General features: G+C 40.1%; 12 protein-coding genes. 11 read left to right on the forward strand and 1 reads right to left on the reverse strand.

Features of this window, described 5'->3' with window-relative positions; translation table 11 throughout:
• Positions 1–10 precede the first annotated feature (10 nt).
• The 8 genes from wcaM (at position 11) to O6D90_RS08665 (ending at position 9970) form a co-directional block, all read left to right on the forward strand.
• On the forward strand, positions 11–1405 hold the full coding sequence (gene wcaM, locus O6D90_RS08630) for a colanic acid biosynthesis protein WcaM (RefSeq protein ID WP_218731537.1): 1395 nt from the start codon (positions 11–13) through the stop codon (positions 1403–1405).
• 164 nt (positions 1406–1569) lie between these two features.
• On the forward strand, positions 1570–2463 hold the full coding sequence (gene galF, locus O6D90_RS08635; protein ID WP_000609089.1) for a GalU regulator GalF: 894 nt from the start codon (positions 1570–1572) through the stop codon (positions 2461–2463).
• A gap of 444 nt (positions 2464–2907) precedes the next feature.
• Positions 2908–3924: a UDP-glucose 4-epimerase GalE gene (galE, locus tag O6D90_RS08640; RefSeq protein WP_000154260.1), complete on the forward strand. Its 1017-nt coding sequence runs from the start codon at positions 2908–2910 to the stop codon at positions 3922–3924.
• A 33-nt stretch (positions 3925–3957) separates the two neighbouring features.
• Positions 3958–6174, forward strand: a complete 2217-nt coding sequence (locus O6D90_RS08645; RefSeq protein ID WP_001048111.1) for a glycosyltransferase — start codon at positions 3958–3960, stop codon at positions 6172–6174.
• Positions 6171–6950: an O89/O101/O162 family O-antigen export ABC transporter permease subunit gene (wzm, locus tag O6D90_RS08650; RefSeq protein WP_271143288.1), complete on the forward strand. Its 780-nt coding sequence runs from the start codon at positions 6171–6173 to the stop codon at positions 6948–6950. Before O6D90_RS08645 ends, wzm begins: the two co-directional genes overlap by 4 nt.
• Positions 6951–6956: 6 nt before the next feature.
• Entirely contained in the window at positions 6957–7709 is a 753-nt protein-coding gene (gene wzt, locus O6D90_RS08655) for an O89/O101/O162 family O-antigen export ABC transporter ATP-binding subunit (protein WP_016156909.1), read from the forward strand.
• Positions 7710–7726: 17 nt separating this feature from the next.
• Positions 7727–8806 (forward strand): glycosyltransferase, encoded by a 1080-nt coding sequence (locus O6D90_RS08660; protein ID WP_000687349.1) that lies wholly within the window; start codon positions 7727–7729, stop codon positions 8804–8806.
• Between the two features lie 9 nt (positions 8807–8815).
• The gene (locus tag O6D90_RS08665) at positions 8816–9970 is read left to right on the forward strand and encodes a glycosyltransferase family 4 protein (RefSeq protein ID WP_000684771.1); all 1155 of its coding nucleotides are present in this window, start codon (positions 8816–8818) and stop codon (positions 9968–9970) included.
• A gap of 63 nt (positions 9971–10033) precedes the next feature.
• Here the strand turns inward: O6D90_RS08665 and O6D90_RS08670 are convergent.
• A protein-coding gene (locus O6D90_RS08670) for an IS1 family transposase (protein ID WP_151884388.1) occupies positions 10034–10731 on the reverse strand; the annotation gives its coding sequence in 2 pieces (ribosomal slippage) (positions 10034–10482 and positions 10482–10731; 699 coding nt in all).
• A 63-nt stretch (positions 10732–10794) separates the two neighbouring features.
• Between O6D90_RS08670 and O6D90_RS08675 the strand changes: the two genes are divergently transcribed.
• The 3 genes from O6D90_RS08675 (at position 10795) to gndA (ending at position 15567) form a co-directional block, all read left to right on the forward strand.
• Positions 10795–11985: a class I SAM-dependent methyltransferase gene (locus O6D90_RS08675; protein WP_016156908.1), complete on the forward strand. Its 1191-nt coding sequence runs from the start codon at positions 10795–10797 to the stop codon at positions 11983–11985.
• Positions 11986–11988: 3 nt separating this feature from the next.
• Complete coding sequence (locus O6D90_RS08680) at positions 11989–14070, forward strand: glycosyltransferase (RefSeq protein ID WP_016156907.1); 2082 nt, start codon at positions 11989–11991, stop codon at positions 14068–14070.
• 90 nt (positions 14071–14160) lie between these two features.
• Complete coding sequence (gene gndA, locus O6D90_RS08685) at positions 14161–15567, forward strand: NADP-dependent phosphogluconate dehydrogenase (RefSeq protein ID WP_016156906.1); 1407 nt, start codon at positions 14161–14163, stop codon at positions 15565–15567.
• Positions 15568–15671: the final 104 nt, after the last annotated feature.

Consider the following 15671-nt stretch of genomic DNA (forward strand, 5'->3'; position numbering starts at 1 on the left):
TCGAGGTTGTATGTCAGAGAAAAAACTCTCACGCCGTACTTTTCTGACGGCAGGCTCTGCGCTTGTCGTGCTGCATTCTACCGTTGTTCGGGCGCTAGAATCACCGGGCAGCGTCAACATTCAGGATTACAACCCACAGGATTGGGTGGCCTCTTTCAGGCTGGCGTTCAAAGAAGGACAAACGGTCGTCGTACCAACAGGCCTGGAATGTAAGGATATCAATACCGCTATCGTTATTCCGCCAGGCAAAACGCTATTCCTGCAAGGGCGAATTAGCGGCAATGGCCATGGGCGCTTTGTTCTGCAGGATGGATGCAAGGTGATGGGCGAGCAGGGCGGGAGCCTGAGGAACGTTACCCTCGATGTGCGGGGGTCGGACTGTGTGATAAAAGGGATTGCCATGAGCGGTTTCGGTCCGGTGACGCAAATCTATATCGGCGGTAAAACCTCGAGGCTGATGCGTAATCTGACTATCGATGATATTACCGTCACGCGTGCTAACTATGGCATTTTGCGTCAGGGTTTTCATAATCGAATGGACGGCGTAAAGATCACGAACAGCCGTTTTAGCGATTTACAGGGTGATGCTATCGAGTGGAATGTGGCGATAAACGACAGCAATATCCTCATTTCTGACCATGTCATTGAACGTATCAACTGTACCAACGGCAACGTGAACTGGGGCATCGGCATCGGTCTGGCGGGGAGTACCTATGACAATACCTATCCCGATGAACTGGCGGTAAAAAACTTTGTGGTAGCGAACATCATCGGTAGCGACTGCCGACAGTTAGTCCATGTGGAGAACGGCAAACACTTTATTATTCGTAATATTACCGCGCGAAATATCACCCCGGATTATAGTAAGAAAGCGGGCATTGATAATGCGACGGTCGCTATTTACGGATGTGATAATTTCGTAATTGATAATATCAATATGGAGAATAGCGCAGGTATGCTCATTGGTTACGGCGTAATCAAAGGGCGTTATTTATCCATTCCACAAAACTTTAAGTTAAATAATATCCATCTGGATAATACGAAACGTGAATACAAATTGCGCGGTATTCAGATCTCCTCTGGTAATGCGACATCATTTGTGGCGATTACCAATGTGGAGATGAAACGTGCCACGCTTGAGTTGCATAACCAACCACAGCACCTTTTTTTACGTAACATCAGGGTTATGCAGCAATCCGCGACGGGACCCGCGCTTAAGATGCACTTCGATCTCCGTCAGGATTTGCGCGGCAAGTTTATGGCAAAACAGGACACATTACTCTCGCTGGCGAATGTCCATGCGGTAAACGAAAGCGGGCAAAGCTCAGTTGACATCGACCGGGTAAACCATCAGGTGGTGAATGTCGAAGCGGTGAATTTTCGACTCCCGGGACGGGAGCGGTAACTTTGCGACCATTCCTGGCTAAAGTGACACTCCCTGGGATTAAGATTACTGCATTGCGAAGTTAAGCGGCGTAACATACGCTGCATCGGAGTAATGTAATTCATACTGGCTAAAACAAGCTAAAAAGCTATAATTCAGCAACAATTGAATAGGTGAATGACTTAATGATTAATTTGAAAGCAGTTATTCCGGTAGCAGGTCTGGGGATGCACATGTTGCCTGCCACGAAGGCAATCCCTAAAGAGATGCTACCGATCGTAGACAAGCCGATGATTCAATACATTGTCGACGAAATTGTAGCTGCAGGTATCAAAGAAATCGTGCTGGTGACTCATGCGTCTAAGAACGCGGTTGAGAACCACTTCGACACCTCTTACGAACTCGAATCGTTGCTTGAGCAGCGTGTTAAACGCCAGCTATTAGCCGAGGTGCAGTCTATCTGTCCTCCAGGCGTGACTATTATGAACGTTCGTCAGGCTCAGTTACTGGGCCTGGGTCATTCAATTCTTTGTGCTCGTCCAATTGTTGGGGATAACCCTTTCGTAGTCGTATTACCTGATGTGGTTCTTGATACAGCGAGCGCAGATCCGCTGCGCTACAACCTGGCTGCCATGGTTGCTCGTTTTAATGAAACCGGGCGTAGTCAGGTGCTGGCTAAGCGTATGGAAGGCGATCTGTCTGAGTACTCTGTTATTCAGACCAAAGAGCCTTTAGATAACGAAGGTAAAGTCAGCCGTATCGTTGAATTCATTGAAAAACCAGACCAGCCGCAGACTCTGGATTCCGATCTGATGGCAGTAGGGCGCTACGTGCTTTCTGCTGATATCTGGGCAGAACTGGAGCATACCCAGCCTGGTGCCTGGGGGCGTATTCAATTGACGGATGCTATTGCTGAGCTGGCTAAAAAACAGTCGGTAGATGCGATGCTGATGACGGGCGACAGCTACGACTGCGGGAAGAAAATGGGGTATATGCAGGCGTTTGTTAAGTACGGCCTGCGTAACCTGAAAGAAGGGCCGAAGTTCCGTAAGAGCATTGAGAAGTTGCTCGGAGAATAGGCAAGACGAAAGATTAATTATATTAGTAATACTTCATGATAAATGGCAGGGGAAGACTCATGATGCTATCAGTATACAGGCATGTCTTCACTGCCTTTTTTATGATAAAAATCAAGTAGTAAAAAGATCAATGCTCTACCTTTTCTTGTAGCAAAAATCGATTTCTTCTTGTTTCTTAGTTAGATTAATACGACAATATTTGGGATGTTTTGGGGCTAAATGTGTCAAAATGTAATCAATAATTGATAGGCTAAGCCCCCTCAAAAATTGGAGTGTACAGTACACTGGTAGCTGTTGAGCCAGGGGCGGTAGCGTGCCTGATTAAATTAACATTTCTGTGGCAAAATAAGCTAATTTTATGTTAAAGGCTAATTTAGAAAAATATAAAATCAAATAATTTAACACGTAATTAGCATAAAAGATTAATACAATTTCGGAGACTACATGACTATACTTGTGACAGGTGGCGCTGGTTATATTGGTTCACATACCGTTTTACAGTTAATTGAGGGCGGATATGATGTGGTTGTGCTTGATAACCTGAGTAATTCATCTCAAGAGTCACTTCATCGTGTTGGTTCTTTGGTTTCGAAAAAAATTCCATTCATTGAAGCTGATATCAACGATAAACAAAAACTTGAAGAAGTTTTTAAAAACTACGATATCGATGCAGTGATTCATTTTGCAGGATTAAAATCTGTGGGTGAATCGGTAAAAAAACCGCTGGAATATTATATTAATAATGTCAGTGGGACCCTCACCCTGCTTGAAGTTATGAAGCAAGCAAGTGTTTATAAGTTCATTTTTAGTTCGTCCGCAACTGTTTATGGTAACCATTCTCCGGTTCCCAACCTGGAGGAATATCCTATTGGAAATGCTTCCTGCCCCTATGGTACTACTAAAGTCATGCTGGAGCAGGTTTTATCAGACTACGCGAAATCTGATGATAAATTGAAGATTATTGCTCTTCGTTATTTTAACCCTACAGGCGCACATCCTAGTGGTCTTATTGGGGAGGACCCGAACGGCATTCCAAATAATCTTGTCCCTTATATTTCTCAGGTTGCTATTGGAAAATTAGAAAAATTGTCCGTTTATGGTGGCGATTATGAAACCATTGATGGAACAGGGGTACGCGACTTTATCCATGTAGTAGATCTTGCCTCAGGCCATGTTAGTGCTTTAAGGCATATTGATAAATTACAAGGATATGACGTTTTTAATCTTGGCACCGGCAATGGTGTATCAGTTTTACAAGTAATTGATGCCTTTGAAAAGGCAAGTGACAAGAAAGTTAACTATGAAATTGTCGCCAGGCGAGAGGGCGATATAGGATCTTCTTGGGCTGATGTCTCTAAAGCAGAAAGGGTTTTAGGCTGGAAAGCCAAGTACAATATTGAAGATATGATGGCTCATACCTGGAATTGGCAAAAGCAAAACCCTAATGGCTATGGAAGCTAGTACTTATCTATTTAATATCATAATGGCGTATCAATGAATTTATTTTTCATAGTCGATAAGTTGGATTGGGCATTCGGAAAAATAGCCCAAAATATAGCAAAAGAGTTGAGTGACTTTAATGTAAAAATAGTTTGCACCGATGATTTTAAAACGGTGGCGGACCTTGTTTTACACTTGGATAAAAACGTAAAAGAAAAGAGTATCTTACACTTTTTCTGGCGTGACTATCTCATGGAAGTGATGAACTTCACTCAGCGGAATCCCCAGTATAAAGAAATTTTGATCAGCAATATTGTCACCACACATATTCCTGATCACCTATTCACTTATGATGATATCGCGAACTATGAGAGACGAATTCCTCTTATGAATTTTGTGGATGGGTATTTTGTTACATCCGCAAAGTTGAAAGAGCTATATTCTGAACTGTCTGATTTTCCACCTCCTCATAGTGTTATCTATGATAATCCAGAAATTCCTATGAGCGAAGGAAATAGTCATGATAATAGCGATAGAAAAAAACTCGTATGGATTGGAAATAGCAAATGGGGCGAATATCTTGGTTATAAAGATTATAAAGGCCTGAATAAAATAGTTTTGCCGGCTCTGGATAAATTAAAAAAATCTGGATATACGTTTGATTTTATTGAGTTTGATAGTTCTAAGGGCAAGACCGAACGTGAAGTAATTCTTAAAACACTGTCTGATGCAGATATTCTACTCATCAGTTCTGAATGTGAAGGTACGCCATTGCCACTTCTTGAAGCAATGGCAAACAGTTGCGCTATTGTGTCAACAGACGTCGGCATAGCAAATGAAGTGTTACCTGAAAAGCAGCGGCAGTATATTGTGTCTCGGGATGCCGAGGCATTTTATGATTCTTTGAGAAATCTTCTTGATGATCAACGTGGTCTTAAAGAATTACAAAGAATGAATTATTTAGCATATCGTCAGCAATTTGTAGATGATGGCCTTATAGCTGATAAATGGGCATTGTTCTTCAAAGACATGTGTTCAAAATCGCAAAATGAATTTAAGAATATATTCCTTCGCGAGCAGAAAGCGCCATCGTTGAAAGAACGTTTAATTTCAAAAACTATTTATAATCTAAGCAGGCTTGCTCTCCGTTTGAATTTGATGAATACGCTGAAGCAATACAGTCTGCTACGAAAAATATATTATAAGGTTGCTGGTACAACTACCAATCAAGTTGATTATGATTTGTTGGATGAGTTCTATAGCAATGCAATAGCGGATAAAGAAGTCTTAGCATTTTACTCGGCCTATTGGTCTGGTGTTGCCACATCAACAGCCAGTTTCTTTAAAGATGATAGTATCCAATATCCGTACTATTCATATGAGTTCCCACAAGTTTCTAACCATGTCTATCTAAACAGGTTGGCTGAAAAACTTGCTGCTTCGAAGACACTAAAAAGTGTGATCATGAGCGGTGGAACACAATTACAAATGGAACTTGCTAAAAAGATTAAGGAATTAAATCCAAAAATAAAAATATTTTTTGCATGGCATGGCTCACCTGCTCAGTGGGTTGACTCCTCGCAATATTCAACTTTTGATGGATGGTATGAACTTTATCGGGAACGGATTGTTGATGGGGTCATCTCGTTTAAGCCTGAGCTAGATGAAATACTTAATGCATACGGTATTCGTGCATTCTCAGTATCGAACTATGCTGTATCAGGCACTTCGTTTTCTAAAAAGTTAGCTGTACCTGATTCGGGCAATTTCCGCGTCGGTTTGTTTGCCGCAATGTTCAGTTGGTATAAAAATCCATTTCCTCAGTTACTAGCGATTGGTTCATTAAAAGGGTGTGAGTTGGTTACCAACTTGCATCTTGAAAATAATATGAAGTGGATTACCTCAAACATCAAACTTACGGCATTATCAGAGAATTTAAATAATAAGCGGTTTATCGAGCTGCTATCTCGTTTACATGTTGTGTGCTATGTAACGAATACGGAATGTTCACCAATGATCGCGCTGGAATCAGCAAGCGTTGGAACGCCATGCGTTGTAGGTCCAGCCGGAAACATATATAAAGGTTTTCCTGAGTTAGAATTGTATTTGGTTGAAAAAGAGGTTGATAATCCAACTGCAATCAGGAATCGGTTACAATTAGTTCGTGATAATTACGCGGAAGTTAAGGTTTTACTTAACGCATTTGTTTTGGAATACAATTCCAGATTAGAACTAATTAAAGAGAAGATGTATAAAGAGCTGAAGCAATGAAAGAATCATTAACAGATATATATTCGTCAATAAAATCCTGGCATCTTTGGACTACATTAGGTTGGTTGGAATTAAGGCAGAGATATAAAAGATCCATTGTTGGACCGTTTTGGATTACATTAAGTATGGCGGTCCTTATTATTGCTTTAGGGGTAATTTATGGAGAACTATTTAAATTAGAAGTTAAAGAGTATCTCCCGATGCTAGCAGTTGGTTTGGTGTTCTGGAACTTTATTAGTGGCGTTATAAATGAAGGGTGTGTAACTTTCATATCGTCCAGCTCTTTTATAAGTCAGTTATCAACTAAAAAATTCATATACATTATGCAAATGTTATGGCGAAATTTTATGATGCTTTGCCATAATATAGTAATAGTGATTGGTGTGTTGATTATATTCAACGTCTTTTCGTTGAAGAATTTCCCGCTTTTTATACTTGGATTTATGATCGTAGTTGTTAATCTGATCTGGATTGCAACTTTATTTGCAGTAATTTCTGTACGTTTTAGAGATTTTCCGCAAATGGTCATGAGTTTTATGCAGGTTGTCTTTTATATAACGCCGATATTATTTTCTGGAACAATGTTGGCTAAATATAGCTTGCTGCTGAAGTTAAACCCATTTGCTTGGTTTATCGAGATTATTCGCTCGCCTTTAGTAGGGAAAATGCCCGAGTTATACTGCTATTATAATTCTATTATCCTTGCATGCGTAGGAACAGTTATCTCACTAATTACATTTGCAAAATGTAGAAATCGCATTGCATATTGGGTGTAAATTATTATGTCTCATTTGATTGACTTAAAAGATGTGGGTGTCGAATTTCCCATTTACGACGCTAAAAGTAGATCGTTTAAATCGCAGGTGGCTAACTTAACCCGCGGTGTTATTTCTTCAAAAAAAGAAAGCAGCACGGTTACGGTTAAATCATTAGACGGTTTAACGTTTAGTCTGAAAGAAGGTGATAAACTCGGACTTATTGGAAACAATGGCGCGGGAAAATCTACGCTACTGAAGCTGTTGGCTGGTATCTATGAACCAACCTCCGGCACAATTAAAAGAAAGGGTAAGATAGTTCCACTGTTGGATATCGCTCTAGGAATGGATGATGATTCCACAGGATACCAAAATATAAAACTACGCGGTTTGTTACTTGGTATGACGAATGCAGAAATCGAATCCAAAATAGAAGAGATCGCTTGCTTCACAGAACTAGGTGATTACCTGAATCTACCAATTCGTGTCTACTCTACCGGGATGCGCGTGAGATTAGCATTTGCAGTATCAACTTCAGTTGATCCAGATGTACTTTTACTCGACGAAATTATTGGGACTGGTGATGCTTCTTTCTTAAATAAAGCAAAGAAAAGATTCCAGGAATTGCAGGAGAGAGCAAAGGTTGTTGTGCTATCTTCCCATGACAACAATGTCATTCTGAAAACTTGTAATAAAGTTCTGTGGTTAGAGGGTGGTAAACCAAAGATGATTGGAGATCCGGAAGAAGTATTAAATAAATATATGGAAAGCGTAGTTTAAAAACATAGGTGGTATGAGTGAAGATTGATTATGTCATTACAGGCATGGATGTCGGAGGCGCTGAGATGCAGGTTGTCGAATTGCTTCTTGAGCTTCAAAAATGTGGGCATTCTGTTCGATTAATTTCGCTTACACCACCAGTTGATTTGATTGATAAGCTAATCAGTAATGACATACCAGTTGTTTCATTGGGTATGAAATCAAAATTAGCTTTACCTATGGCTGCATTTAAATTAGCAATGTTGATCAGACAAAACTCTCCAGATATTGTGCATTCGCATATGTTTCATGCCAATATCTTGGTACGTTTCGTAAGAGCACTCTTGGGAAGGCGTTCATCTATTATTTGTACTGCACACAGCGTTCGTGAAGGTGGCAGTGCCAGAGACTGGCTCTATCGTTTGACTAATAAATTAAGTGACTTGAATACAGTTGTTAGCGATGCTGCACGGCAGCGATTTATTAACGACAAAGTATTTCCACCTGAGAAAACACTTACTGTTTATAATTGTATCAATATTGATCATTTTTGTATCATCGATAGACAGGGCAGGAAACGATTTCGCTGGATAACAGTTGGGCGGCTTGTAAAAATAAAAAACCAACTGTTGATTTTGCAAGCTATGATGCAGTTGCCACATAGTGAACTCATCATAGTTGGAGAGGGCGAAGAACGGCTTACATTGCAAACATTTATCGATCAAAATTCTCTCAGCGAGCGAGTTACTCTCTTGGGAAAAAAGGATAATGTTGTTGATTATTACCATGATTCCGATGCCTTTGTGCTGGCCTCTGACTATGAAGGTTTTGCTCTTGTCGTTGCCGAAGCTATGGCATGTGGATTACCAGTGGTCGCAACAGATTGTGGTGGGCCAGCAGAAATTATTGGAAATGGACAGGATTTTGGCATAACAATATCGGTTAATGATGTACATCACTTAACTGCAGCGATGCAACAGATTGAATCATTAGATATCGAACAACGTAAAGGAAGCGGCTATCGTGCTCGGGAAAGAGTCATTGAGAAATTTTCTGCTAAAAAAATCGTATCTCAATGGGAAGATATATACCTGTGCATACAGAAAAACAGAATTTAGAACTCACCTATGAAAATAGCATTAATCGGTACTACAGCAGAAAGTCTAATCCAATTCAGAAAAGAACTGATTAATTTATTACATAAAAATGGCCATGTTGTATATGCATTTGCAATTGACTATGATGATGTGACAAAAGAAAAAGTTAAATCATTTGGCGCTATACCAGTACATTATTGTTTCAGTCGTACAGGGCTAAATCCATTTTCTGATGTTATCAACACCTATAAATTGTATAAAATTTTAAAATCACTTCAGTTAGACTTGGCATTTTCTTATTTTTCAAAGCCAGCCATTTTTGGTACTTTAGCAGCAAAGTTCGCAAGAATACAAAAACGATATGCGATGCTTGAAGGTCTTGGTTTTTTCTTTACCAATTCTGGAGGACAGGTTTCATTACGAACTAAATTACTAAAAAAAATATTGGTTTCGCTTTACAAAGTGAGTTTCAGACACATTGAAAGTCTAATCTTGCTTAATGCGGATGATAAGCGAGATCTTTTAGTTAATGAAAAAATTCAAGTAAAAAAGGTACATATATTAGGGGGGATTGGATTAAATATGTCTGATTATCCCTACTGCCCACCTCCTGTCGAGCCAGTGTCTTTCATTTTTGTCGCCAGATTTTTGCAAGAAAAGGGAGTTTATGAATTTATTGAGGCTGCAAAAATAGTCAAAAAGAAGTTTCCTGAAACTCATTTTTGTATGCTGGGCCATCTGGATCTTCATAACCCGGGAAGCTTAACTATAGAACGACTTAATGATTTGAAATGTAATAACATCATTGAGTTACCTGGTCATGTTGATAACGTACAGGAGTGGCTTGCTAAAGCGAGTGTATTCGTATTGCCTTCCTGGCGTGAAGGGTTTCCGAGAAGTACACAGGAGGCTATGGCCATGGGCCGCGCTGTCATAACCAGCGATGTGCCAGGTTGCCGAGATACAGTGGTTGATGGCGTTAATGGATTTTTGATTAAGCCACGTTCTTCTCATGCCTTAGCCGAAAAAATGCTCTGCTTCTTACATCAACCTGAGCTAATTACCCAAATGGGGAATGCAAGTCACCAAATAGCTTTACAACAATTTGACTCAAGTATAGTTAATTCGAAGCTAATGAAGATACTACGTGTAGATTTTGAAAATACAAAATCTAATGTCTGTTAAATCATATAAATACAACTTTATAAAAAACACAATTTAGTAGGAAGATTAGGTAATGACTCCAACTTATTGATAGTGTTTTATGTTCAGATAATGCCCGATGACTTTGTCATGCAGCTCCACCGATTTTGAGAACGACAGCGACTTCCGTCCCAGCCTTGCCAGGTGCTGCCTCAGATTCAGGTTATGCCGCTCAATGCGCTGAGTGTAACGCTTGCTGATAACGTGCAGCTTTCCCTTCAGGCGGGATTCATACAGCGGCCAGCCATCCGTCATCCATACCACGACCTCAAAGGCCGACAGCAGGCTCAGAAGACGCTCCAGTGTGGCCAGAGTGCGTTCACCGAATACGTGCGCCACAACCGTCTTCCGGAGCCTGTCATACGCGTAAAACAGCCAGCGCTGGCGCGATTTAGCCCCGACGTATCCCCACTGTTCGTCCATTTCCGCGCAGACGATGACGTCACTGCCCGGCTGTATGCGCGAGGTTACCGACTGCGGCCTGAGTTTTTTAAATGGCGGAAAATCGTGTTGAGGCCAACGCCCATAATGCGGGCGGTTGCCCGGCATCCAACGCCATTCATGGCCATATCAATGATTTTCTGGTGCGTACCGGGTTGAGAAGCGGTGTAAGTGAACTGCAGTTGCCATGTTTTACGGCAGTGAGAGCAGAGATAGCGCTGATGTCCGGCGGTGCTTTTGCCGTTACGCACCACCCCGTCAGTAGCTGAACAGGAGGGACAGCTGATAGAAACAGAAGCCACTGGAGCACCTCAAAAACACCATCATACACTAAATCAGTAAGTTGGCAGCATCACCGGAAGATTATGGAAAGATTAAATTTGAGTGAAAAACCTGCTCACTCTTTACAAGAATCGGCTATTCATTGTGCCAGATATGCTAATATCTTACATCTTGTTAAAGATAAAGTAGTTCTGGACATTGCCTGTGGTGAGGGATATGGCTCAGCACTATTAATGAAAGCAGGAGCTAAACGAGTTGTGGGGGTGGACATCTCTGAAGAGTCAATCGAGCGTGCAAAGAAACTTTTTGGGAAATATGATGTAGAATATATTGTAAGTGATGCAAATACCATCTCAGAGCGTTATGGCGAAGACTTTTTTGATATAGTTGTTTCAATTGAGACAATAGAACACATCAATACCCCTGACGTCTTTCTTAGTTCTATCAAAAAAACTGCTAAAGAAAATGCGATTTTCTATATAACTTGCCCTAACGATTATTGGTACTATCCAAATAATGAACAATCTAATCCTTATCATGTACGAAAGTATACTTTTCAAGAATTCAAAGAGCTTAGTACAGGGGTTTTGGGTAATAATGTCCAATGGGCATATGGTGGTTCTGTTTTTGGATTCGGCACAGTCTCTGCTAACAATCGAGGTCTTGAAAAGATAGGTTCTTCATGGATGGAAATAAGCGAGTCAGAAAATTCAATTAATGTTTTAAACACAGAGATTGACGCTGTTAATGAAAATAATTGTAGTTTCTTTGTGGGCTTATGGAATGCGCCTGAAACAAACTTTAGCAACAGTACTTTTCCAATAAGTATGGATGCTTATTCGCGCATGACAGAAGAATTTGAGTCAAATGTAAGTTCTGTACTTCGTGAAGATCAGGCGGAAAATAAAAAAGCCATATCAATATTAAAAAAAGATATGAAACAATTAACAATGAATTTGAGAAAATCAAATCTTTTATTATCTGCATTAAAAATTGAAAATGTTACACTGCGTAAGAATATTTCCGAATTGCAACAACAACTCGCCAAACAAATCGCGATGTATCATGACGTAACAAATGCAAAAAATAATTTAGAATTAGAAAACGCCGATTTAATTTCGTTGCATGGGGATCTAGCAACTAAAAATTCATTATTGATGGAAAGAATTTCGCAAATGGAAATCCCATATTATCGATATTTAAGGCTCTCTGCTCTTCTTCCGGGTTTTTTGAAAAAAATTATACTAAAAATTGTGCGTTTTATCAGGAAATAAAATATGTCTGCACGTTTAAAATTATTGCCTGGGTTAAAGTCAACTGAGTATGTGTATTCAGATCTTCATGCTTTACTTGATACTAATGGTGGGAGTTCCTTAGGTCCGAACATTGGTAGTGATGGTTCTAACCTAACAATAACATGTTTATCGATGAGCAGAGTTTTTCTTACTGAAAAACTTGTTAATTCTATATATCAGCATATACCTTATTTTAAAGGTGATATTCTGATTGTTGATAATGGCAGCACAGTAGAAGAACTTTCAATTTTACAAAATTTAAGTGATAGGATCCCGTTAAATATTAGAGTTGTCGAGCTTGGTAATAATTTTGGCGTAAGTGGTGGAAGAAACAAAACTTTAGAGCATATAAAAACAGAATGGGCAATGTTTCTCGATAATGATATTTATTTCATAAATAATCCACTTCCGAGATTGCAAAAAGATATTTCAAGACTTGGTTGTCATTTTATCAATATGCCATTGCTTGATTCTGACGGAGAAACATTATTCGCAAATGGAGGGAATGTTTTCCTCGATATTGATGATGATTCGGTGCATGTTGGTGCAGGAAGTGCATGTATTCAGGAAAAAACAATTACATATGATGGTGAAGGCTTCCTTTCTACATTTCTTTTTGGTGGTGCGAGTGTTATTAAAATCGCGACCCTGAAAAATTTAGGGAAGTATGACGAAAATATGTTTATTGGGTTTGAAGACATTGATTTATCGATCCGTCTTTACCAGTCAGGAATGAAAGTTGGTACATGTGGTGCAATTTCTTTAATCCATGATCACCCGAAGCCTAGTTCTAACAAAGATAAAGATTATGAGAAAATTCGCTTCACGCGAAGTATCTTAAAAGAATCCGCGGATTATCTTGAAAACAAATGGGGAATGGTTTTCTGGTCAGCTCCAGTTGATGATTGGTTGGAAGAGAAGCAACGTAGTTTTGAACTGACAACTCAGCATAATGATAATTTGTCCCAATTCGATGACAATAAAAAAGGCGCGACTTATGATTTATCTGTGTCAAAACCGAAAATTGCATTGATTATTGATACTGAAAACTGGGCATTCTCAAATATTGCAAATCAAATAGTCAATTATCTGTCAGATTCATATGACTTTACAATAATACCAACTGAAATTGTTGATAATATCAGTCAGGTTATTATGATGACTAGAAATTATGATATAACACATTTCTTCTGGCGTGAATCGCTTAGACTTATATATGATGAATATTATATAAACTATAACCGGACTATCGGATTTGATGAGCTCAGCTTTAAAAAAGAGTTCTTGGATGGAAGAATAATAACCAGTAGCGTTTATGATCATTTATTCCTGGATGAGCAAGCTATAAAATTAAGAAAGACATTTTATAACGATTTAATAACTGCTTATACGGTTAGTTCATCAAAACTATATGACATCTACTCATCCATAGTTGAGTATCCTAAGCCATCAGTTCTTGCGGAAGATGGGGTTAATTTAAAACTATTTTATCCAATTAATCTTGAACGTTTTGATAATATAGAATCGAGGGCCTTGCGCGTAGGTTGGGCTGGGAATTCTAAATGGGCGGGAGAGTTAGAGGATTTCAAAGGTTACCATTCTTTATTAAAGCCTGCAGTTGAGCAATTACAATCAGAAGGATTAAATATTGAATTAGTCCTTGCCGATCGTCAACTCGGATTTATTCCTCATGATGAAATGGTAAAATATTATAGCCAAATTGATGTATATGTCTGTCCTTCAAAAATTGAAGGCACACCAAACCCTGTCCTTGAGTCTATGGCATGTGGCGTTCCCGTGATAAGTACTGATGTTGGTGTGGTCAAAGATGCTTTTGGTGAGATGCAAAAAGAATGGATTTTACCAGTTAGAAGCAAGGATACTTTGATAGATAAACTTAGAGATTTTTATCATAAGCGTAATTCAGTGGTAAAATGTCTATCTTCAGAAAATTTGCAACAAATAAAAAAATGGGATTGGAAAGTTAAGTCTGAGAACTTTCGGACTTTTTTCGACAAAGTACTAGAATCTAAAAAGCACAGCGAGATAAGCAATAAAATGTGATCAAGATATCATTTGATCCCTGGTCCTAGTTTTTTTATCATTATCGCAACTTAACAAGCTCGTGGTATCTACACCTGACAGGAGTATGTAATGTCTAAGCAACAGATCGGCGTCGTCGGTATGGCAGTAATGGGGCGCAACCTGGCGCTCAACATTGAAAGCCGTGGTTATACCGTTTCAGTATTCAACCGCTCCCGTGAAAAGACCGAAGAAGTGATTGCTGAGAATCCGGATAAGAAACTGGTTCCTTACTACACGGTAAAAGAGTTTGTGGAATCACTTGAAACTCCTCGTCGTATCCTGTTAATGGTGAAGGCGGGTGCGGGTACGGATGCTGCCATTGATTCCCTGAAGCCGTACCTGGAAAAAGGGGACATCATCATTGATGGCGGCAATACTTTCTTCATGGATACTATTCGCCGTAACCGGGAGCTGTCTGCCGAAGGTTTCAATTTCATCGGCACCGGCGTATCCGGTGGTGAAGAGGGGGCGCTGAAAGGTCCGTCTATTATGCCTGGCGGTCAGAAAGAAGCGTATGAGTTAGTTGCTCCAATATTGACCAAAATCGCGGCCATTGCTGAAGATGGCGAACCGTGCGTGACCTATATCGGCGCTGATGGTGCAGGTCATTACGTGAAAATGGTCCACAATGGTATTGAGTACGGCGACATGCAACTGATTGCAGAAGCTTATTCTTTGCTAAAAGGTGGTCTGAACTTGTCTAACGAAGAGCTGGCTACCACTTTCACCGAGTGGAACGAAGGCGAGCTGAGCAGCTACCTGATTGACATCACCAAAGACATTTTCACCAAGAAAGATGAAGAGGGTAAATATCTTGTCGATGTGATCCTCGATGAAGCTGCCAACAAAGGCACCGGTAAATGGACCAGTCAGAGCTCTCTGGACTTGGGCGAACCGCTATCTCTGATCACCGAGTCCGTATTCGCTCGCTACATCTCTTCCCTGAAAGACCAACGCGTAGCGGCTTCTAAGGTCTTGACTGGACCTAAAGCTCAGCTTGCAAGTGACAAAGTAGAATTTATTGAGAAAGTACGTCGTGCATTATATCTGGGGAAAATTGTGTCTTATGCACAAGGATTCTCGCAATTGCGAGCTGCTTCTGATGAATATAAGTGGGATCTGCAATACGGTGAGATCGCAAAGATTTTCCGTGCTGGCTGTATCATACGTGCACAGTTCTTGCAAAAAATCACTGACGCTTATGCTAATAATGATAAGATCGCGAACCTGCTTCTGGACCCATACTTCAAGAATATTGCTGATGAATACCAGCAGGCACTGCGTGATGTTGTAGCCTACGCAGTGCAGAATGGTATCCCTGTACCGACGTTTAGCGCAGCTGTTGCTTACTATGACAGCTACCGTGCAGCGGTACTACCGGCGAACCTAATTCAGGCGCAGCGCGATTATTTTGGGGCTCACACCTATAAACGTACAGATAAAGAAGGCGTGTTCCATACAGAATGGCTGGATTGAGAGGCTTAGTACAGTATATATTTTTATCTGATTCCAGTTCTAATTGATATTCTTTTAAACAGAGCAGTTGATCTGCTCTGTTTTTTTATTAAATTCGTTAATTT

The sequence above is a fragment of the Citrobacter sp. 21OH12SH02A-Citro genome (genome assembly GCF_027919895.1).
GTDB lineage: Bacteria > Pseudomonadota > Gammaproteobacteria > Enterobacterales > Enterobacteriaceae > Citrobacter > Citrobacter braakii.